Annotated in this window: 18 protein-coding genes and 3 pseudogenes; 6 read left to right on the top strand and 15 right to left on the bottom strand. The window is 38.3% G+C overall.

What is annotated here, in order from left to right; genetic code table 11:
• Positions 1-268, bottom strand: a pseudogene (locus tag C4E06_RS04795) (4-hydroxy-tetrahydrodipicolinate reductase); the annotation flags it as partial.
• Between the two features lie 372 nt (positions 269-640).
• On the opposite strand from C4E06_RS04795, the gene C4E06_RS04790 reads away from it, so the two are divergent.
• Positions 641-1,027, top strand: coding sequence for a PilZ domain-containing protein (locus C4E06_RS04790; RefSeq protein ID WP_157951109.1), 387 nt, complete (start codon positions 641-643; stop codon positions 1,025-1,027).
• Between the two features lie 180 nt (positions 1,028-1,207).
• A complete protein-coding gene (locus C4E06_RS29175; RefSeq protein ID WP_255412125.1) occupies positions 1,208-1,339 on the top strand; it encodes a hypothetical protein in 132 nt (43 codons plus the stop codon).
• 165 nt (positions 1,340-1,504) lie between these two features.
• On the opposite strand, the gene C4E06_RS04785 is transcribed toward C4E06_RS29175, so the two are convergent.
• Together C4E06_RS04785 and glgX are read right to left on the bottom strand one after the other, a co-directional pair.
• Complete coding sequence (locus tag C4E06_RS04785) at positions 1,505-1,927, bottom strand: YggT family protein (protein ID WP_107667050.1); 423 nt, start codon at positions 1,925-1,927, stop codon at positions 1,505-1,507.
• A 96-nt stretch (positions 1,928-2,023) separates the two neighbouring features.
• A complete protein-coding gene (glgX, locus tag C4E06_RS04780) occupies positions 2,024-4,135 on the bottom strand; it encodes a glycogen debranching protein GlgX (protein WP_107667049.1) in 2,112 nt (703 codons plus the stop codon).
• A 342-nt stretch (positions 4,136-4,477) separates the two neighbouring features.
• Here glgX and C4E06_RS04775 point away from each other — a divergent pair, with 342 nt between their 5' ends.
• Complete coding sequence (locus C4E06_RS04775; RefSeq protein ID WP_107667048.1) at positions 4,478-4,777, top strand: hypothetical protein; 300 nt, start codon at positions 4,478-4,480, stop codon at positions 4,775-4,777.
• A gap of 548 nt (positions 4,778-5,325) precedes the next feature.
• Here the strand turns inward: C4E06_RS04775 and ffh are convergent.
• The 9 genes and pseudogenes from ffh to C4E06_RS04730 all read right to left on the bottom strand — a co-directional run bounded on the left by ffh (position 5,326) and on the right by C4E06_RS04730 (position 15,267).
• A pseudogene (gene ffh, locus C4E06_RS04770) lies at positions 5,326-6,796 on the bottom strand (signal recognition particle protein).
• A gap of 198 nt (positions 6,797-6,994) precedes the next feature.
• Positions 6,995-7,951, bottom strand: a complete 957-nt coding sequence (locus C4E06_RS04765) for an NAD(P)-dependent oxidoreductase (RefSeq protein WP_107667047.1) — start codon at positions 7,949-7,951, stop codon at positions 6,995-6,997.
• A gap of 163 nt (positions 7,952-8,114) precedes the next feature.
• Complete coding sequence (locus tag C4E06_RS04760) at positions 8,115-8,975, bottom strand: hypothetical protein (RefSeq protein ID WP_107667046.1); 861 nt, start codon at positions 8,973-8,975, stop codon at positions 8,115-8,117.
• A complete protein-coding gene (locus C4E06_RS04755; protein WP_107667045.1) occupies positions 8,972-9,571 on the bottom strand; it encodes a DUF1517 domain-containing protein in 600 nt (199 codons plus the stop codon). The genes C4E06_RS04760 and C4E06_RS04755 overlap by 4 nt, the downstream gene beginning before the upstream one ends.
• Before the next feature lie 84 nt (positions 9,572-9,655).
• Positions 9,656-11,248: a BRCT domain-containing protein gene (locus C4E06_RS04750; protein ID WP_107667044.1), complete on the bottom strand. Its 1,593-nt coding sequence runs from the start codon at positions 11,246-11,248 to the stop codon at positions 9,656-9,658.
• Between the two features lie 513 nt (positions 11,249-11,761).
• On the bottom strand, positions 11,762-13,108 hold the full coding sequence (locus C4E06_RS04745; protein WP_107667043.1) for a TRAP transporter large permease subunit: 1,347 nt from the start codon (positions 13,106-13,108) through the stop codon (positions 11,762-11,764).
• The gene (locus C4E06_RS04740) at positions 13,092-13,646 is read right to left on the bottom strand and encodes a TRAP transporter small permease subunit (RefSeq protein ID WP_107667042.1); all 555 of its coding nucleotides are present in this window, start codon (positions 13,644-13,646) and stop codon (positions 13,092-13,094) included. The genes C4E06_RS04745 and C4E06_RS04740 overlap by 17 nt, the downstream gene beginning before the upstream one ends.
• Positions 13,647-13,758: 112 nt before the next feature.
• Positions 13,759-14,850, bottom strand: coding sequence for a heat-inducible transcriptional repressor HrcA (gene hrcA, locus C4E06_RS04735; protein ID WP_107667041.1), 1,092 nt, complete (start codon positions 14,848-14,850; stop codon positions 13,759-13,761).
• Between the two features lie 66 nt (positions 14,851-14,916).
• The gene (locus C4E06_RS04730) at positions 14,917-15,267 is read right to left on the bottom strand and encodes a rhodanese-like domain-containing protein (protein WP_107667040.1); all 351 of its coding nucleotides are present in this window, start codon (positions 15,265-15,267) and stop codon (positions 14,917-14,919) included.
• Positions 15,268-15,713: 446 nt separating this feature from the next.
• Between C4E06_RS04730 and C4E06_RS04725 the strand changes: the two genes are divergently transcribed.
• The 3 genes from C4E06_RS04725 to rpmA all read left to right on the top strand — a co-directional run bounded on the left by C4E06_RS04725 (position 15,714) and on the right by rpmA (position 17,581).
• On the top strand, positions 15,714-16,766 hold the full coding sequence (locus C4E06_RS04725; protein ID WP_107667039.1) for a hypothetical protein: 1,053 nt from the start codon (positions 15,714-15,716) through the stop codon (positions 16,764-16,766).
• 154 nt (positions 16,767-16,920) lie between these two features.
• A complete protein-coding gene (gene rplU, locus C4E06_RS04720) occupies positions 16,921-17,277 on the top strand; it encodes a 50S ribosomal protein L21 (RefSeq protein ID WP_107667038.1) in 357 nt (118 codons plus the stop codon).
• A gap of 40 nt (positions 17,278-17,317) precedes the next feature.
• Entirely contained in the window at positions 17,318-17,581 is a 264-nt protein-coding gene (rpmA, locus tag C4E06_RS04715) for a 50S ribosomal protein L27 (protein ID WP_107667037.1), read from the top strand.
• 83 nt (positions 17,582-17,664) lie between these two features.
• On the opposite strand, the gene C4E06_RS04710 is transcribed toward rpmA, so the two are convergent.
• The 3 genes and pseudogenes from C4E06_RS04710 to C4E06_RS04700 form a co-directional block, all read right to left on the bottom strand.
• Positions 17,665-19,173, bottom strand: coding sequence for a UbiD family decarboxylase (locus C4E06_RS04710; RefSeq protein WP_107667036.1), 1,509 nt, complete (start codon positions 19,171-19,173; stop codon positions 17,665-17,667).
• Between the two features lie 48 nt (positions 19,174-19,221).
• Positions 19,222-20,143, bottom strand: a pseudogene (locus C4E06_RS04705) (Npun_R2821/Npun_R2822 family protein).
• A gap of 13 nt (positions 20,144-20,156) precedes the next feature.
• Positions 20,157-20,899: Npun_R2821/Npun_R2822 family protein (locus tag C4E06_RS04700; RefSeq protein WP_107667035.1), on the bottom strand; the 743-nt coding region annotated here is incomplete at its 5' end.

Raw genomic sequence — 20,899 nt, 5'->3', positions numbered from 1 at the left:
CGTCAGGGTGAGTAAAATCAACCATCACCCCCTGTACTTGTTCTTGAGTAGCTACCACTAAAATGCTTTCTAAGTCATCTAAAATCGGCACTTCTAGGGGGCCACATCCGGCCACTTCTCCCACATCTTGGCCACGGTAGTTAGGGTTTTTATCCACGGCTCCCACTAACATCATATCTTCTGCTTGGGACACCGCTTTGATCACTTCACGACCCATTTTACCAGCAGCACCATTAACTACGACGGGGATAGGGGTTTCAACTGTCATTTATCTGTTTAATCCTTGAATATACCGAGGTCTGTTTTATTTTACCGAAGAAAGTCACCTTAAGTTTAAGAAAATAATAAGGAAAAAGTTAGGAATAGATCAATCGTCACTTTATGGGCAAATTGGGTCATCTTCGAGCCAATCATTTCTCAGTATAACAACTGATGATTTACCTAAAATTATTTTAACTCAGGATAAATTCTTAACTTTCGCATTCATTGCGATGGTCATAATCATTAAATTTACGGAGAATAAACATTAATAATTTACGAAATTTCAGTGATTGTCAAATTGTTACAATTCCTTAATAATTAACCTAAGACGAGCGATTTCGTTTTTTAGTGTATCGATACTGTTTCCCCTAATAACCCAATGATCATGAATTCGGACGATATTCACACTCAACTCATAGGTCAAACTGCTGCCAAGTCACATAAAAGAAAACATAGAAGATTAGACATTAATAAAGGTAAATCAGTCAAATTAGTTTTTAACGAAAAACAAGTTTATCGTCCTTGTCAAGCAAAGATTATTGATGATTCCTTTGACGGATGTGGTTTATTGGTTACCAGTGATGACAAAATATATAAAGGTCAAAGATTATTGATTTTAATGGAAAATATTGAGCCGGTAAAAGCTGAAATTATGTGGAGTCGTCAACTGAATGATACTCAGTTTAGAATTGGGGTAAGATATTTAGGTTCTAAAACTTTAAAAATGAAGTTATTTTTTCAAAAAACCAATCCTGAGAACCGTTAAGACTCTAAAATAGGTGAAAAAATAAACCCCATTCTCTATTGCCTATTGCCTATTCCCTCTCTAAACTAGCTAATTTTATCGAAGGTACAAGATATGAGTTAAAGTTTAACCCGATTAGGTGAAGCTTACAAGGTCAGATTGCTGAGATAGTAAGAGAATAATTAGATAGGGGATTCTATTATGACTGTGTTGGTTAGATTTATGATAGCTGCTGCGATGGTTGTTGTTGTTGCTGATATTATCCCTTTTCCTAACTATCCTTCAGGCTATATTGCCACCACTATTAGTGAACATAACCAAAAGGCAAAATAAGTTAATCAGAAATTGGGAGAAAGAAAACATAGTTTATAATTGAGGGAATGAATGATTATTTTATGAACATTCATAAAGTCAAAAGTTCTTTAAAGAAGCGATAAACCACAAGACTATGTTTAAGATGTTTCTCCCCTCTGTTTAACTTAATTAATGATTAGTTGTTTATCTTCCTGCAACAACTTCTACTAATCTGGCTGCTAATGTTGCGAGAAGTCCATAAATAATCATCGCAGTAATGGTATTAATTTCAATGATACTATTGCCGAGATTTATATCATTAAAAAGATTCATGAATGGTGCCACGAAAGGACTTGACCAGCCATAAATGACTTGAGAAAATAAACTATCGGGATTAGCACCAGCAAACTTTAAGAGAAACCGCAAAACTAGCAACGTTTCTAAAGCACTGACTAAGAAAAACATTCCTTTTAATAAGCGATTAACAATCAGATTACGCCTAGCTTGTTCTAGACGGTGTTCTTCTTGCTCTAATCTTAGTTCTTCTTCTTGTAATTGCATTTGCTGTTGACGTTGCTGATAATTATCTTCAGCATGAGTGGTGTTGTGTTCAGAGTGTTCATTCATGGTTGTTTCTCCAGAAAAACGACAAAAATTTAACGAAAAGAAAGAGAATCAATTAACGAAATATCAGTCATTGTTCACCGACAAAAGTTAGGGAAATTATGAATTAGACTTGGCCATTAAAACGATACAAGATCGACCATTGGTCGTGTAATTTGGGGTAGTTATCTCAACTGCAACGTCTAGTTCACAAAAGGTTTTATTTAAAGGTAAAGAAGTGTCAATAACCCGATACCAACTTTCTCCTTCTTCTAACCAGGGTAACTCAAATTCTAGAGGTTCCCAAAAAGCATTGAGCATAACGTGAAGATACTCTTGTTTTTCAGGATGACGTAAACTAAAGGCTAAAGTACGGGAATAATCTGACCAATCAGGTTCTCCTAATTTTACGCCATGCCAACTAATATGAGGATGGTTAGGACTATTATAAGCAACCTCTAAACGTTCCTCTTGATTAAATAATTCTAACCCTTGGGTAAAGTGGACTAACCGTCGAACAAAACACCATAAATCATATTCTTTTTCTAAGTTATCCCAATTGAACCAACTTAACTCATTATCTTGACAATAAACATTATTATTTCCCCATTGAGTGCGTCTTATTTCGTCTCCCATTAACATCATTGGAGTTCCTTGGGATAGAAAGAGAATGGTGAAGAAATTTTTAATTTGTTGTAGTCGCATTGCATTGATCGTCGGATCATCGGTTTCCCCTTCTACTCCACAGTTCCAACTATTATTATGATTTTCCCCATCTCGATTATTTTCTCCATTGCCTTCGTTATGTTTTTCATCGTAAGACACTAAATCATTGAGGGTAAAACCATCATGACAAGTGACAAAATTAATACTACGATTGATATCAACATCTTGGCGGTGGTAAATATCAGGACTGCCTAAAATACGATTGGCCACATGGGGAACCATTCCGCTATCCCCTTTGACAAAGCGACGGACATCATCTCGAAACGGTCCATTCCACTCAGCAAACCAGTCTGCTAACTCCACAAACCGTCCCACATCGTATAATCCGGCAGCGTCCCAGGCTTCTGCAATCAGCTTTGTCCCTGCTAAAATAGGGTCAGATTCGATAATCCATAAAATATCGGGGGTTGTGCCTCGCAACTCTTCTAAAGGAGTTCCATAAGAATCTCTCGATAAAATAGAGGCTAGATCAAAGCGAAATCCATCCACGTGCATTTCTGTGACCCAATAATGCAGACATTCTAAAATAAAGCGACCCACAATGGGATGATTTCCCCGAAACGTATTCCCACAACCGGCATAATTTTTGTACTGAGAATGGTCGTCTTCTAAAATGTAGTAGGTTGAATTGTCGATCCCTCGAAAATTCAAGGTAGGACCGTGTTCGTCTGATTCTGCGGTATGGTTAAAAACGACATCTAAAATAACTTCTATGCCTTCTTTGTGTAATGCTTTAACCATGTCCCGAAACTCATTGACGGGTCCGACGGGACTTTGATCAGAACTATAGGGACGATGGGGGGCAAAAAATCCGATGGTACTGTATCCCCAATAATTGGTAAGTCCTGGTCTAACATCTGCGACATCAAAGTAATGAACGGGTAACAGTTCAACGGCAGTGATGCCTAGACTTTTTAAATAGGGAATTTTTTCGATCAGTCCGGCAAAGGTTCCCCGTTTTTCAGCAGATACCCCGGAACTGGGATGACGGGTAAACCCACCCACGTGCATCTCATAAATAACACTTTTAGAATAGGGGATTCGTAAACGGGGGTTTTCCTGCCAGTCTCCTTCCCAATCATAAGTTTCGGTATCTACCACAACACTTCGTAACGCTTGGGCGCAATTATCCCCTGGATGGGTTGCTGCATCCCGATTATAAATAGAAGACCCGACAATGGCTTTAGCATAAGGATCTAGTAAGACTTTTTCGGGGTTACAGCGATGGCCTTTACTGAGGTCATAAGGGCCGTGTACTCGATAGGCATACACTTGTCCTGCTTTGAGTCCTTCTATAAAAATATGCCAATAATAATGGGTCTGATTGAGGTTAGGATCTAAGGGGATAACGTGGGAGGGTTGGGGGTCATTGGGTTCGTCAAATAATAATAATTCTATAAATGTTGCTTGTTTTGAGAAAATACAAAAATTAACCCCATTTTTTCCATCGTTTTCGACTGTTGCACCAAGGGGATAACTTTCGCCTGGAAGGGTTTTGAGGGTCATGAGGTGTGGTGAGGGGTGATTAGCTAATGTCTCTAGAACTTTAGCTTAGATTTTCTTGTTGATGTTTGTTTTTTACGATGTTTTTAGATTAAATAGAACCCTACAAAATAACTATTTAAACCGCGTCTAAGTTGAAACCCGTAGTTTTTCTTTTTCGGAGTCCGGATGGTTTTTGACCCATAAGCGGTCGCTGACAATGAGAGGACGAGAATTAAGGGGGGACACAAGCTAAGGATCAATTATCCTTTTGTGTTCAGGAGATAGAGGCATAATAATGAAAGTAGTCCCCTCGATGGCCGCCAAGGGACATCAAAAAAATAGTATTACTTAGGAGTTTAACGCATGAATGAGCCATCTACCGTTACTTATCCCACCGCAGATATCCTTAAACGCATTGAGGACAAGTTAGACAGCAATCACAAGGAAGTTAATCAGAAATTAGATAAGATGTCAGAACGCCTTACCAATTTAGAAGTAGGACAGGCAAAGTTAACTGAGAAAGTCGAGGGTATGGATAAACGACTTGAAAGGGTAGAAAACACTCAAGATACCTTAGTTAAAGAAGTATCTGACCTTAAGGGTTTTCGTTCCTTGATCCTCCCTTTAATTATCGGTGGCATTAGTGCCATTATTGGGGGCTAAAAACAGAAGTTAAAAATCTACTCAAACTGTGACGAGTTTTCTGTGCTTAGTTAAGCTAAAATACCTAGACAAAAAAGAAAAATTGAGGTAGAGTCTTATCAATCCGATTAAGTTTACGGAGTTGCCGACAGAGGATAACCCTACCAGCTAGGCATTGAAGCTTAGGTATCTGGCGTTTAGTAAACGTGCCACAGGCGTAGTGCAGGTTCCATAGTCAGTGAGAACGTAGAAGCCTCACACAACACAAGAAAGCTTTTGTACCGCTTTCGATACATATCACCGTGAGTTACACGGGTAGTGCCTGTGGACAGAGTGCCGTCGACGGTTCTGGACGAAGCAGGAAGTGAACGGCCGTCCGATGAAGAATCGGGACTTATTCTTCGTGAGTAGGTTTGCGTAAGTTTCATGTAACGGACTCATTACGATTTTGGGTAGATTGGCCCTTACCCAAAACCCCTAACCTTTTTTAGGGTGGCCACCACGTCACCCTTTTATCCCAATTATCAAGTATCGATAATAGATATTTTAAACCCGTCAAGAAGATCAACCTATAAATTGCCAAACCCTTTCTTTTTCTTGTTTTTCTTGGCTTTTTTCTTCTTTCCACCCCCATGACCCCGAAACCCTGGAGGCGCACTTTGACCAAACATTCCGCCCATTCCTGGCATTCCGCCGCCCATTCCTGGCATTCCTCCACCCATTCCTGGCATTGCGGGCATTCCTCCTTGTCCCATTTGCTGCATCATTCCTCGCATACGGGTGAAATTTTTAATTAGTTTACTGACTTCTGTTTCAGGATGCCCGGAACCTTTGGCAATACGACGGCGACGATTGGGAGATTTTGCTAATAAATCGGGGTTTTTCCGTTCTTCTAGGGTCATAGAACTGATCATGGCTTCGGTCCGCTTCAGTTCCCCTTCTCCTTTTTCGATGTCCTTGGTACTCAGTTTATTCATCCCTGGAATCATCTTCAAAATGCTGCCAAAGGACCCCATATTTTTCATGAGGCGCATTTGTTTGAGGAAGTCGTTAAAGTCGAATTTTGCCTCTAAAATCTTCGACTGCATCTGTTCAACATCAGACAGATCAATCTCTTCTTGTGCCTTTTCAACTAAGGTTAAAACATCCCCCATGCTCAAAATACGGGAAGCCATGCGATCGGGATAAAAGGGTTGTAATGCTTCGACTTTTTCTCCAACCCCCACAAATTTAATGGGTTGCCCCGATATTTGCCGAACAGACAGGGCTGCACCTCCTCTGGTGTCCCCGTCCATTTTGGTTAAAATAGCTCCTGTAACGCCTATTTGGTCATGAAAGGTACGGGTGAGGTTAGCGGCCTCTTGCCCGGTCATAGCATCGACCACAAGCAAGGTATCATCAGGGTTAACCGCTTTTTTGACACGGGCTAACTCTAGCATCATTTCTTCGTCTATTTGCAGTCGTCCGGCGGTGTCAATGATGACGGTATCGATGCCCATTTCTTTGGCTTTTTCAACCCCTTGGGTGGCAATATCAACGGGGTTGGCCTGGTTTCCCAGTTCAAAAACAGGAACCTCTATTTGTTCTCCCAGGGTTTTTAACTGATCGATCGCAGCCGGGCGATAGATATCCGTTGCTACCATCAAAGCAGTTCGTTGTTGTTTACGCAGATATAGGGCAAGTTTAGCGGTGGCGGTGGTTTTACCTGTCCCTTGTAACCCGGCCATTAAAATAACGGTGGGTGCGGTTTCTGCTTGTGCGAGAGGGACGTTACTTTCCCCCATCACCTTAACTAATTCATCATAGACAATTTTGATCAGTTGTTGACCTGGGTTGACCCCTGCGATCACTTCTGCACCGATCGCAGCTTTTTCTACATCTGCAATGAAGGTCTTAACCACTTGCAAGTTAACGTCTGCTTCTAAGAGGGCCCGACGCACCTCTTTTAAAGCGTCTTGCATATTGGCTTCGGTGATCTTATCTTGACCCCGTAATTTTTTTCCAAGCGTCTTCTAAGCGATCGGCGAGAGCATCAAACATAAGGCTTTTAAACTGTTTGGTTACTATTTAATGTTATTTTCCTACTTCTTTCAGTTTACTTGATTTGAGAACAAGTTAACTAGATAATCTAGGGAATCGTTACGTTTAAGAAAATAGTCCCTAAACACTCAGCCAAGGGACATAAAATCTAATTAGAAGTTTAACCTATTATTAATTTAACAAAAAATAGACTAATTTTCAATTTTTTTGAGGATAAACCCCACTTAATTTCATGACATCTTCAATGGTTGTACAGTAATTATCCATACCAAAGGTGGCAGGGGTTACGGTATCTTTATAAGTAAAATGTCGATAATTAATCGAAAAATAATCCCAGTCTTCCATACGTAAACGAAAGACTTTGATAAAAAAGTTGACTAAGAAAATATATAAGGGAATGCGAAAATAAATGCTTTTATTAAGATAGTTACAAATTGTTTCTATGGCTTCATTAACGGTGGTTTTTTTATTACCTAATACTAGATTTTGATGTTCGGATTCACTGGGAGGATTATCAACTAAATATTTAATAATTTTAGCGATATCTCTAGCATGAATATAATGAAAACTACCATCCGCTTTAAACCAACGAATTAAGTCTATCCATTTAATTACATCTTGTATGCCACCGGATAGATGGGAATAGGGTTTATCCGATTCTCCACCGAATACTAGGGTAGGAAAAACGGTGGTAATTTTGTTATAAAAGGGTTGCTCTTTTAACTGGGTATAACATTCATATTTGGTTCTTACATAATTAGTTCCTAAGGTTCCTGCTTCCGGTAAGGGTTGATTATTTTGATCTAAAATACTAGCGGTAGAAAAGTAAATAATTTGTTCACAAACTTCTGGATCTAATAGTTTCATTAACCCGATAGTTTTAGTAACATTAATTTCAAAAGATTCACTAATTCCCCCCCAACTGGTAGCCGCTAAAATAGCAACATTAACGGTTTTTAAAAACTCACTAAATTTGTCCATTGTTTGTAAGTCCCCAATAATCAGATGAACATTAGGACGACTTTGATAACGAAATTTCAATTTGTCGGGGTTTCTCACCAAAAAATAAAGCTCATGATCCGTTTCTTGAATTAAAGCTTCTGCCATATAATGACCAATGCAACCACTAGATCCTGTTATAAAAATACGCTTCATTAATCTCTTACTAATTTATTAAATTCCGTCAGGTAAAGACGGCTTGACACTTTAGCAATGTAGCATAACGTAAACTTCTGAGTTGGGAGTAGAGGCCATCGTTATAGAAAAAACCCTAGCACTAGGGTTTTTTCTGAACAAGATCAGAGGATTTGAGTTTTTTCTAACGTCTCCGTCTTCCCAAACTACGAGAACCGGAGGTTGAACGACGACTACTACCGAACCCTGGCCGTCGTTGAGTCTTAGATCGAGAGTTACCACTACTTTCTAAGTTACTTGATCCAAACCCAGATCCACTCGACTTACTCGCATTAGGAGATTGTCTATTACGGGTAGCATTGGAAGAAGAAGACCTGTTAAGGTTTCCAGTAGTGCGTAAGGTTTGACGATTTTTGACGGCTGGAGGGGGTGCGTTATATTTATTTTGATAGCGTTGGCTGGCCTCAGTATAAGTGTTGCCATAACTTCCGTAACCCGTCATCACCCCTCCGGGTTGATAAACAGGAGGAAAATAATATTGTGGCCTAAACAATAAACTACCCAAGGCTTGACCGGCTAATGCACCAGCAAATGGGGACCAAAAATTAGACTCTCGACGCACAACAACAGTTTGAGGTTGACCGGTTTGGGGGTTGGGTTGGGTTTCGGTGACGGTGTGAACATATTCGATTTTAAAGTCTTCGGTGAGGTGCATCACTGCTTGATCTCCCGTCACTTCTAGATAGGTACTTTCCCCTTGTTCGATTGCTTCGGGGGTTAGTCTGGCCATTTGTAGGTTTTGAGTCCGATAAATGGGAGGTTTTCCTGCCGGAGTATTTAACAGCATTAAGGTATAAGTCCCATCAGCATCGTCATATTCTGCTTGTTGGACAGGGTAACGTCCCTCTGTCACTTGATTAGGAGGGGTGACTGTTGTGTTATTGGTTTGGGTAGGAGACGACTGTGTGGTGTTTGGAGAACTACAAGCAACGGTCGTCCAACAGAGGGTTATGGATAAGAAAATAGCTAATAATTGACGCATCATAAGGGTATGAGTTCAGAAAAATTGAGTAATAACTGATCGTTGGTCAGTTGGTCTCCAAACTGTGCCGGAGAATAGTGAATTTGTATGGCTTCTAACCGGTTTTGATAGTGAAGGTTAATTAAGGCTTTTAAGCCATATTCTAAGGCTTCTCTATCGGCTAAATTGGTTTCTAAGTCCGGTTCTTCCCCCGTAAACGCAACGGTGATCATCACCACCAAGTTAGGGGTGACGGGGAAGGATAAAGGACTATTTTCATCTTCTTGGGATAGGGGAACTTCGCTTAAGTAACGTTGGGCCGAGTCGGTGAACAATTCGGTAAAATAGTCCCCGGCTTCTCCCTCCTGCCAAAAAAAGTCCCCCTCATTGCCGGCAGATTGCCAGTAGAGGCTCATTTGCAGAAGATTTTGACAAATTTGAACTAAACCTTCTCCAATGACCTCTAAGTCCCCTTCTGCCTCAACAGCTTCTCTAGCTGCGCTGTTGAGGACTCCCAATAAAGGGGCAATGTCATCTCCGGCAAGATGGACGAAAATTCGACAAACCACAAAACGGGTTTTTCCAGTAAATTTATTCAGGCGATCGCGCCAAGCATTCATAGGTTATTCTTAAGATGCTTTAAATGATAGACTTTGTTTTTATTTAGCCTATCATTTTTGCTGTTTTGATAACAAGTTATCTCTTTATTCTTGATTAATTTCTGTTATCCCTACGGCTGCTAATGCTTCTAGAAACTGATTTTCTGATAGTTGAGAAATGCCTAATTTTTGTGCTTTTTTTAGTTTATCACCAGGGTTTTTCCCCACCACAACATAATCAGTTTTAGAACTGGGAGAACTGGTTAAGGTTCCTCCTGCTTGTTGTACTAAGGATTTAGCTGTTTCTCTATTCATACTATCGAGACTACCGACAACAACCAATTTTTTGCCTTCAAAAGTGATTTCACTTTTTACTTTTGCTTGGCTTTTTTCTTGTTTCGGTTCTTGTTCTTTTGCTTTAGTTTCTTTGTTTACATCGGAAATATTTTCAGTTTCTTCTGTTTGACTAGATTTTTCTGTTTCTTGAGTGATATTTTCAATTTCTTGTTTTAGCTGAGTTTCTATTGTCTCTTTTTCTTGTTGTATTGTTTCTAGTTGATTTTGTAATTTAGCAACTGTTTCTTCTTGTTGTTTCAGTTGTCGTTCAAGTTCATCTTTTTTCTGAGAAAGTTTTTTACTTTCTTCTTGTTGCTTCTGTAAACTATTATTTTCTTTCTCTAAAGATTGCACTTTTTTCTCTAGAGATGCAACGGTTTCTTGTTGTTGAGATAAACTATTTTCCGCAGACTCTTTTGCTTCTGTAATAGCTTTAATTTGCTGTTGTAGTTCTTTTTCTAAACTATTTTTCTCCTGGGATACACTATCTAGTTGCTTCTCTAAGGATGCAACGGTTTCTTGTTGTTGAGATAAACTATTTTCCGCAGACTCTTTTGCTTCTGTAATAGCTTTAATTTGCTGTTGTAGTTCTTTTTCTAAACTATTTTTCTCCTGGGATACACTATCTAGTTGCTTCTCTAAGGATGCAACGGTTTCTTGTTGTTGAGATAAACTATTTTCCGCAGACTCTTTTGCTTGTGTAATAGCTTTAATTTGCTGTTGTAGTTCTTTTTCTAAACTATTTTTCTCCTGGGATACACTATCTAGTTGCTTCTCTAAGGATGCGACAGTTTGCTGCTGTTGGGTTAAACTATTTTCTAATGCTTCTCGTTTGGCTATAACTGTTTTTAACTCTTGGTTTAAAGAATCATTATTTTCATTCGCTTCTTTTAACTGCGTCTTGGCTGTCTCATGATCTTTTTGCAGACTTTCAACTTTTTGTTCAAGGTTAGATAAATCTTTTTTATAAGTGGTTTCTAATTGATCTTTTTGTTGCTGTAATGATTGATTATTTTGTTGAGCAACCTTAACTTTATCCTGTTCTTGTTTAATAGTCTTAGATAAATTATTTTTCTCTTCATGCAATTGAGTGACATTTTCCTCTAAGGCTGTCACTTGTTGCTTGATATGAGTATAATCTTGTTGTAACTGATGATTTTTTTGCCTCAGTTCTTCATTGATATCATCAAGACCCTGCAATTTTTCTTTTAGACTTTCTTTTTCTTGGCTTAGCTGTTTTTGCTGATCTAATAAGCTTGCTTCTTGTTGTAGACGACTATGACGAAGCTGACGATAGTTGATACCAGAAGCTCCTACAACAAGCAATAATGTACCAATTTCGTAAACCAATGGGTTGATCATCTATATATCTCCTACTAAAAAAACAGCAACTAGCCAGTTCCAGTGTCGAGCGTTGTAGCGTCCTAGCTGCAATCAAGACTGTCCCATACTCCTATTTATATCAGGCCGCGATCGCCTTCTTTGACAAATCTTCGTAAACCTTACAAATCTTAATATCATAACTGTAATTATCACATCTATTTATTTTTGTCAAATTTAGTTTTTTTCTCTTTACTTTTATTTACATTTTTTTCGGCTGATGGTAACTGTATTTATCTATGTTTCATCACATTTAGCAACTAGCTGAACGAGTGATTCGGACTTTAAGGCTTATATTTTGAAAAAGGGTATAAAAACCCAAGGTGATTTTCTGTTTTTATCATAGCACAGACCTCTAATGGCTTCAATTCGTGATTTTTCTGAGAATTATTCTCAATAATTTTTAAGATTTTATTAATCATCAAGAAATGTAAAGCAGAAATTTTTAAACGTTTACCGAAATTAGATAAGTTTTAATTATAATTTATCTAAAGTTTAACCTCTTGCTGCACTTAAAGAGGGTAAGAAACTAACCAGAGAAGGAAAAATAATGATTAACATTAATACTAAAAGTTGTAGCAAGATAAAAGGAATTGCACCGCGATAAATATCTTCTGTTTTTAACTCTGCTGGTGCCACTCCTCTGAGGTAAAACAGAGCAAAACCAAAAGGAGGCGTTAAGAAAGAAGTTTGTAAATTAGCGGCTAAAATAACCCCGTACCACATCAAATCTATGCCTAATGTTTCTGCCACGGGTTTAAAAATAGGGATCACAATAAAAGCAATTTCAAAGAAGTCGATAAAAAAGCCTAAAATAAACACAGTCAACATACTGACAGCCAGAAACCCATATTGTCCCCCTGGTAAAGTTGTTAAAATTTCCAACATAAAACGATCGCCATCAACTCCCCGAAAAACTAAACTAAAAGCAGTTGACCCGAAGAGAATAAAGATCACCATGGTGCTAATACGTAACGTAGCATCACAAACTTGTTTTAACGTTACCCAATTTAATTCCTTATTCAAAGCAGCTAAAATCATGGTTCCTAATGCACCCACTGCACCTGCTTCGGTGGGAGTTGCAACACCAAAAAAGATACTTCCCAACACTAATAAAATTAATAATAATGGGGGAAGCATGGCTTGAGTTACTTGTTTAACTAATGCTGTCTTACTAATATTTCGTTCTTCTGGAGGCAAAGCAGGAGCCACATCTGGGCGAATTAAAGAAACAACAATCACATGAATAGCGAAGGCACTGGCCATCATTAATCCTGGAATAATCGAGCCAATAAATAAACTCCCCACAGGAATACCTAATTGATCCGCTAATACCACTAAAACAATACTCGGAGGGATTAATTGCCCCAAGGTCCCTGATGCAACGATCGCCCCTGATGCCAATTCTTTGTTATACCCATAGCGCAACATAATCGGTAGAGAAATTAAGCCCATAGCCACTACTGTTGCTGCTACCACTCCCGTGGTGGCTGCTAATAAAGCCCCTACAATAACCACCGCTAAGGCAAGGCCACCGCGCAACCTACCGAATAAAATGCCCATTGTCAGTAATAATTTTTCGGCAATACCGGTCTTTTCCAGCATCGATCCCAAAAAGATAAAATAGGGAATCGCTAGGAGGGTATAGTTTCCCATAATACCGAAAATTCGACTCGGTAACGCACTTAAAAAGACGGGATCAAATGCCCCTAACATTACGCCAATAAGGGCAAAAATAATGGAAACGCCGCCCAGAGAGAAGGCAACCGGATAGCCAAAAGAGAGTAAAATTAACGCCCCAACAAACATTAAAGGGCCTAACCAATCATAGGTTAAGGTCATGGTGTTCCTCCTGGGGGGATAAGCGATCGGTAAAGATGGCCCAATTTTTAACCGCTTCAGCTAGTCCTTGAAAAATCAGTAAGATGTAACTTACGATAATCATGGACTTAATGGGATAACGGGGAAGTCCCCCCGGATCAGAAGACATTTCTAAAATCTTCCAAGAATTAATAATATTCCCCCAAGAATAATAAATGATCATTAAACAAAAGGGGATTAAAAAGATAAAAACGCCGATAAAATTAGCTAATGCTTTCCGTTTTGGTGGCCAATCTTTATAAAAAAGATCAACTCTAACGTGTTCATCATGTTTAAGAGTATAAGCAGCCCCTAAAAGAAAGACCAGATCAAACAAATACCATTGCACTTCGATTAAGGCATTAGACGTTAAATTCTGTCCAATCAATCTCCCTAAGTATCGCCCAATTACATTCCAAACCCCTACAAAAACCATGAGGAGAACTAACCAATAAGTTAACCTTCCTATCCATTCGTTGATAGTATCGATGATTTTGGCAATATTTAGTAGTTTTTGCAAGGGTTGACCTCGATTTCAACTCATGAGTATTTTAATATAACAGCATAAGGGAAACCCTGACAAGTTTAGAGCAGGATGATTATTTTTGTTACAATTTTATGTTATTTTAGTCTCAATTGATGGCCGCTAAAGCTTCTGATAAATAGTCAGCCGTTGACTCAACTAAAGGGATGGTATTTTCATATAACATTCGAGTCGGTCCAATTAATCCCACACTTCCCACAGGAATATTCCCTTGACAATAAGTGGCAGAAATTAAGCTACAGGGACGCATGGACTCTAAAGGGTTTTCTGTGCCAATTTTAAGGGTAACTTTTCGACTTGACAATTCATACTCAGGACTATCTAAAATTAAAGGTAATAGTTTCTCTTGTTCTTCTTCTAATAAATGGAGTAACATTTGAACCTGTTGTAATTGAGAAAATTCAGGTTGTCTCAATACTTCTGAAACCCCATGAATCATTATTTGCGTAGAAATAGATGTTTTTAAATAAGTTTGTAGTTGTTTGAGTAAACTTTTTAAAAAATCCGCATAGTTAATGAAATCTTGATCGATTTTTTTCCAATCTAACTGATTCAATTCTAATAAAGATTTACCTTTTAATTGACTGTTTAGGAAATTAGAAAGAATGTTTAATTCTTCCTCTAACCACTCTTGATCTTCTTCATTATCTCTCCCTAAAGAAGCAGGAATATCAACAACAATTGACTGGGTTTGATAACTATCAGTAACAACCAATAACATGGCTTGTTTTGAGGAGACGGGTATCAGTTGAAGATGACGTAATTGATTAGGAGATGTTTGAGGTAAAGTAATTAAAGCAATATAACCACTTAAGTTCGCTAAAATTTGGGTTGCTCTTTGTAAAGCGGTTTCAAAATTATAGTTTTTTTGTTGGAGTTTTTGACTTAAATTTTGTTTAATTTGTTTCGCTCTTTTTTGGTTAGGTGTCATTAAATTATCGACATAAATACGATAACCAAAATCCGAAGGAATACGACCGGCTGAAGTATGGGGTTGATACAAAAAACCAGCTTTTTCTAATTTTCCTAACGTATTACGAATAGTCGCAGAACTAACACTAAAATCGTATTCTGTCACTAACGTTTTTGAGCCAACCGGTTCAGCCGTAGCGATATAATGTTGTACGGTGGCCCGTAAAATGTCTTGATGACGTTGATTTAATAAAGTGGTAACGTTCATAATGCTCTAAGCGGTCAATCTAAGACTTGATAAAATGGTTGTTAATATTAAAGCAGTTTTGAGTCATTAATATTGAGGAATATTGCCATCGACTCTGGCAGCGTAAGCAGCAATTCCTCCCGATATATTTTTAACATTTGTAAAGCCGTTGTTAAGTAACCAAAGACACATTTGTGCCGATCGCATTCCGTGATGACACAGCACAAAGGTTTCTTTATGAGGATCAAAACGCTGGTCAATCTCAGGGGACCATTGTTCAAATTTACTTAAGGATAACACTTCAAACCCTTCAATCGAGGCGATCGCCACTTCTTCGGGTTCTCTAACATCAATTAATTGTAACTGATCATCATCTTGGGCTAATCGTTGAGCCACTTCTTCGACACTAATAACAGGAAGAGATGGAAGTTGATTCATTAGGCTATTTTAAAGGTCAGTAGATTTAAGTACACCTTAACAGATTATTAAAATAATTTCCGTAGAAGATTCATAGTTATCTCAGTTGGCGAATTGTTTTAAGGGAGGAAAAATAAAAAAGGGTTCGTCATCAATCAAGACTGAACAAATCACCGTTAACATCCACTTAAAACTGATAAGGACTGATAGCTTATTCATATTTGTCATCACTTTCAAAAGGCAAAGAAATAGACTTAAAAACATCACTGATCATAAGTTTGGTAAAAAATGTTACTTCCATCAGAATTTATGGGAACCATAGAACTGTAGTCTAAACCCTGGCCATATTCGGTGTAATCTGAGCAATTATGTCCTTTGATTTTATCAAGTGCCTTAATGGCCATTTCAGTCTACTGATAATGAATCCTAACTGATGCGTAATCTGTGACTCCAGAGGAGAAACCCTGATGAATAAAAAGACTGATACTGCTATTACTTCTCTCTCTTCAGACTCCCATAAGGACGTTCCTTGGTGGAATCGTTCCGTCATCGGCGAAGATAGTCTTGTGGAGGACTTGCTGGGAAAGTTCAGTAAACAAGAAGTCTCAGAAAGTGCGCTATTTTTGCATAATCGGGAGATGACCGATCTTAAAGTGTTTGCAAAAACAGCCGAAGCCATTGACAATGAAAAGTTTGGACAAGAAGAATTTTTGATTTTTGTTAAGATGCAGTATCTACTGCGTAAGGGAATTAATGAGTATCAGGGACTGTATGAGAGTTTACAACTGTTGAAAGTTGCCATTGATGCGAAAGACTGTTTTATCTCCATTGACCAAGCAGAGTTACGCTATCGTGGAACCAAACAACAAGAGTTTTATGAGTTCGTCGAAAGTTTATTATCAGACCATGAGAATAAAGCCGCCTTCCGAGAACAGGTTCACATGAGATTAGCCGATCTTCTCCCTCAAATTAAAACAGAAGAAGGAAGAACAGCCCTACAAAACTATGCTAAATATCTCGATCAATTATCCGATAATGAACTGGGTTTAAAATTATTGTCCCTTTTCAAAACTTATGAACTGGCTGACTATTCTATTTTGCGGGTTATCTCTGAATTAATTCAAAGTTTAGGGAAACGAGACTTATTAGACTTCAAAGGTTTGGTTGCTTTGGTTAGGGTCAATTATGGTCTATTTGAAAAATTGCAGGCTATTATTGGACTCTCGGAACGACAAAGTACCCCAGAAACCTATGGGTTAATGATTCAATTTATTGCTTTAGCCAATCGACACGGTATTTCTCACCTGAAGTTTGATGAGTTAATCAAAGTGATGAAAAAATGGTATAAACCCTATCAAGCTGTCATTGGTATTCGTCAAGAACATCCCCCCAGTGAATATAAACAACCCAAAGAGTTTAAAGAAGCGATTCCAGGGGTTGAAATTTACGAAAAGTACAAGAAATGGTTAACCGATAAGAAAACAGGTATGGTCTTTATTGATTTTGGGGATGATCATTAGTTTGACAGAGTGAGTTACAACGTTTTATAATCATAGATTGTGTGTCTGATTCGATGCTCGGATCAGGTTATGACATTCCTAAAAGCACAAAGCATAATCATCAAAGGTTTAGACTTTGGGCTACCTGTACGGCAACAAAAACAAGGACAAAATTATGAGCTACGCTATTATTGAGGCAGGGGGAACTCAACTTCGTGTTGAACCTGGCCGTTTTTATGATCTCAATCGTCTCACAGCCAACGAAGATGGTTCCTATGTGATCGATAAAGTCTTATTGATTAACAATGACGATGAAATCACCATCGGACAGCCTTATATTGAAGGGGCCACCGTACAAGGAACGGTTCTCGAAGAAAGACGGGGACGGAAAGTAATTGTTTATAAAATGCGTCCTAAAAAGAAAACTCGTAAAAAACGGGGTCATCGTCAAGAATTAAGTCGTTTAATGATTAATTCTATTAGTGTTAATGGATCTGTTATTGCAGAGACCACCTCAGACACCGAAGAATAATCCTACAATAGACATATTATTACCACAGAGATAAGCAATTATGGCTCACAAGAAAGGAACAGGAAGTACCAGAAACGGAAGAGACTCCCGGTCCCAGCGACTAGGAGTTAAACGTTACGGGGGGCAAGAAGTTACTGCCGGCAGTATTCTCATTCGTCAACGGGGAACCAAAGTTCACCCAGGCAATAACGTGGGACGGGGTAAAGATGATACCCTCTTCTCTTTAATTGATGGGATCGTTACGTTTGAGTATAAAACGAAAAGTCGTCGAAAGGTCAGTGTGTACCCTGTAGCGGCTGAATAGCCTTAATGGGTAGGGTGGGCAAGAGTGTTAAGAACTTATAATCCCTTTGCATAAGTTTCTCCTTTGCCCACCCTACAGGGTTATCAAGAAATATCATAACCAAATAGATTGGCATTGACTTCGGTTAAGACAATATCCCCTAACCCATATTCAACCCAACGACGATCCACCATCGCAGCAACATTGGGATCGGACTCTAAGGGTTCTCCCCATTCGTGATCGGTTTCAGGATACATTTTAGTAGTTGCATCTATGCCCATTCTTCCTCCTAACCCGATTTTCTCACTGGCGAAGTCTAAGGTATCAAAAGGAGTTTCCGGTAAGATGAAAACATCTCTAGAGGGGTCAACTTTAGAACTAATCGCCCAAACCACCTGCCTGGGGTCCCGAATATTAATATCTTTGTCCACCACAATGACAAATTTGGTATAAGTAAATTGAGGTAAGGCACTCCAAAAGGCTAAGGCTGCCCGTTTGGCTTGTCCAGGATAGGCTTTATCAATGGATATGATAGCAGCTTTGTAACTTAAGGCTTCCATGGGTAGGAAAAAGTCGGTAATTTCTGAGACTTGCTGCCTTAAAATGGGGGTGTAAATGCGATTTAAAGCGATCGCCATCATGGCTTCTTCTTTAGGAGGACGACCACTAAAGGTGGTTAAATAGATGGGATCGTTACGATGGGTCATGCAGTGGAAGTGGATCAAGGGGGAGTCTTCCAAACCGCCATAATAACCCATGTGGTCCCCAAAGGGTCCGTCGGGTAATACTTCTCCAGGGGTAATAGTTCCTTCTAAGATAAATTCTGCGTCAGCCGGTACGTCTAAATCTAAGGTTTTACACTTAGTCAAGGATACCCCTGAACCCCCATATAACCCGGCAAATAACCATTCTGAGAGGTCTACGGGAATGGGGGTGGCTGCCGCCATAATAATCAAGGGATCAACCCCTAAGGCGATGGCAATTTCTAGTTTTTTGCCATTTTCCGCTGCTTTTCTCAGGTGTCTGGCCCCACCTCTAACGGATAACCAGTGAACTGTCATAGTGTTTTTTGACTGCAACTGGAGGCGATACACTCCCACGTTAGGGGTTCCGGTTTCACAGTCTTTGGTTATGACCAGTCCTAGGGTGATAATTTTCCCTGCATCTTTAGGATAAGGACGAATGAGGGGTAAGGTATTGAGATCCACGTCATCCCCTTCAATGACCACTTGTTGACAGGGGGGAAGGAAACTTTTACCCGGTTTTGCCTTAACAACATCGAATAAAACCTTACCAAAATCAATGGCTTGAGAAACTTTTTTTGGGGGTTTGGGTTGTTGTAACATAGCGAGTTTTTCCCCCAAGGTTTCTAACTCTTGGGGGTGTTCCATATTCATCGCCCAACAGATTCTTTCTACGGTTCCCATTAAGTTAATGGCAACAGGAAACTTAGCCCCTTTGACATTTTCAAAGATTAACCCTGGTCCTCCTGCTTGTAACATCCGATTGGAGATTTCTGCTATTTCTAAATCAGGATCGACTAAGCTGCTGATTCGTCGCAGTTGTCCCCGTTCTTCTAATTGTTTAATAAATCCCCGTAAATCTCTGGCCATGATTCAACTATCTGCTACAAAAAAAATTATTATTGTTTAAATTATAGGTTATTTTTTCTTTAAAATCTTCTTGACTTGTTGCCATATTTGTGTTTTGATTCCTCTTTCTGACTTGATTAATTCTGCATCATCTGGTGGCGTTTCTCCTAAATAACGATAGTGTTTCCAAATATCCCAATAAGGACACCCTGGTTTAATTTTAATCCCTGCCCAATGTAAATAATGAAGGGGTTGATTATTACTTGGATCAATGAGTTGATAACCTTCTTGTTGAAAATGACCAGTTCCTGCCCAGTTTCCAGGATTTTTATCGGGTTCATGGGCTAAATTAAATCGTTTTTCGACGTTCTTTAAAATCATATAATTAATAATGGGTTGGTCGGAAGTTTTATAGGTAAAGTCGAAATAGTCAATATTTTCTGCGCATTCTTCAAAAATTTGATAAATTTTCTCTTCGGACATTAACCCTTTTTTTGATGCCCAAAACCCACCATTAAACATATCCCTAAGTTCACTTTCACTAAAGACTTGATCTTCAATTACTTTTTGAGAAAAGACATTACGAATTCCTGCTTTATGTTGATAATCATAACAAATAAAATCATAATCTGTAAAATAGTTTAAATCATCGACTATTTTTTTAAAGACAACAATATCCGTATCGATATAAAGAAATTCGTCAAATTCACCAAACCAACAAGCTTGTTTTCTAAATTGATTAGGACGGGCAAAAAAATCTTCTCCAAAAATACTTTGTAATTTAATTGATAATCTTTCAATAAAAGCTAAGTCAGGATAGACAGTAACTCCAAAATCTTCATTTAATTTCTTAGCAATAACTTGATAATTATCATCATAGGGAATCAAAACCACGGGGGTTTCTTGATCATAAAAAACGGATACTTTTTAATAAGGTGATCGCTTGTTCAATTACTTTATCATTAGCAGTAATATAAATCCCACGGGTCATAATTTTTCCTCTATTATTTGAGTCCTAATTTTTTAAGAATTTTTTGTTTTAGGTTAGGCTTTTGTTGATAATATACCGCTTTCTGGTTAAATTTAGGTAATTTTTCTGGGTTATTATAGTAACGATAGTATAAGAAAATATCTCGATAAGGAAAATCAATATTTTCTCCTTCACAAACCTTTCTAAAAATCTGCGAGGAAATACCAATATAATGAAGGTAAGTTAAACGATTTCCTTTATCGTAAAGAATATTATCTTTGTTTTCAAAATGAGAAGAGGTGACACAACATCCTGTCTTTTCTTCTTGGGGTAAGTTTAACGCTAAATTGTAAATAGAACAATTATGACGCATCATCATATAATTAATAACCGTTTGATCCGGGGCCATACAATATAATATTTCTGCTTCTCCTTTTTCTAAATTGTTAATTAACTCGTTTCTTTTTTCTTCAGAAAATAAGTCTTTTTTTGAGCCGTAAAATCCTGAACAAAAAATTTCTTCTTTCAATCTTTTTTGTGAAAACACTTCCGTTAACTTCTTTGAATTAATATCATAGACATGGGTTAAATCTTTATGTTGAAAATCATAAACAATGCAATCATTATTCTCTAATTTAGCAAAAATAAAGTCTAGAGGACTCATTAAAATAGTATCCGCATCCATATAAATAAAGCGGTCAAAAGGTCCATCAAAGGCGCAATAACGGCGATGGGTTCCAAAGCGATGATAACCCTTACTTCCTGCTTTTTCCCAGG

Source organism: Cyanothece sp. BG0011 (assembly GCF_003013815.1).
Lineage (GTDB): Bacteria > Cyanobacteriota > Cyanobacteriia > Cyanobacteriales > Microcystaceae > Crocosphaera.
The sequence above is the reverse complement of the archived record's forward strand: the minus strand, read 5'-3'. Positions and strand labels throughout refer to the sequence as shown.

Coding starts and splice junctions, on each gene's coding strand:
- glgX (WP_107667049.1), bottom strand. CDS start 4,135: ATGACCCTCAAAACCCTTCCAGGCGAAAGTTATCCCCTTGGTGCAACA.
- C4E06_RS04765 (WP_107667047.1), bottom strand. CDS start 7,951: ATGAAGCGTATTTTTATAACAGGATCTAGTGGTTGCATTGGTCATTAT.
- C4E06_RS04790 (WP_157951109.1), top strand. CDS start 641: ATGATCATGAATTCGGACGATATTCACACTCAACTCATAGGTCAAACT.
- C4E06_RS04775 (WP_107667048.1), top strand. CDS start 4,478: ATGAATGAGCCATCTACCGTTACTTATCCCACCGCAGATATCCTTAAA.
- hrcA (WP_107667041.1), bottom strand. CDS start 14,850: ATGAACGTTACCACTTTATTAAATCAACGTCATCAAGACATTTTACGG.
- C4E06_RS04730 (WP_107667040.1), bottom strand. CDS start 15,267: ATGAATCAACTTCCATCTCTTCCTGTTATTAGTGTCGAAGAAGTGGCT.
- rpmA (WP_107667037.1), top strand. CDS start 17,318: ATGGCTCACAAGAAAGGAACAGGAAGTACCAGAAACGGAAGAGACTCC.
- C4E06_RS04745 (WP_107667043.1), bottom strand. CDS start 13,108: ATGACCTTAACCTATGATTGGTTAGGCCCTTTAATGTTTGTTGGGGCG.
- C4E06_RS04710 (WP_107667036.1), bottom strand. CDS start 19,173: ATGGCCAGAGATTTACGGGGATTTATTAAACAATTAGAAGAACGGGGA.
- C4E06_RS29175 (WP_255412125.1), top strand. CDS start 1,208: ATGACTGTGTTGGTTAGATTTATGATAGCTGCTGCGATGGTTGTTGTT.
- C4E06_RS04725 (WP_107667039.1), top strand. CDS start 15,714: ATGAATAAAAAGACTGATACTGCTATTACTTCTCTCTCTTCAGACTCC.
- C4E06_RS04750 (WP_107667044.1), bottom strand. CDS start 11,248: ATGATCAACCCATTGGTTTACGAAATTGGTACATTATTGCTTGTTGTA.
- C4E06_RS04785 (WP_107667050.1), bottom strand. CDS start 1,927: ATGAATGAACACTCTGAACACAACACCACTCATGCTGAAGATAATTAT.
- C4E06_RS04760 (WP_107667046.1), bottom strand. CDS start 8,975: ATGATGCGTCAATTATTAGCTATTTTCTTATCCATAACCCTCTGTTGG.
- rplU (WP_107667038.1), top strand. CDS start 16,921: ATGAGCTACGCTATTATTGAGGCAGGGGGAACTCAACTTCGTGTTGAA.
- C4E06_RS04755 (WP_107667045.1), bottom strand. CDS start 9,571: ATGAATGCTTGGCGCGATCGCCTGAATAAATTTACTGGAAAAACCCGT.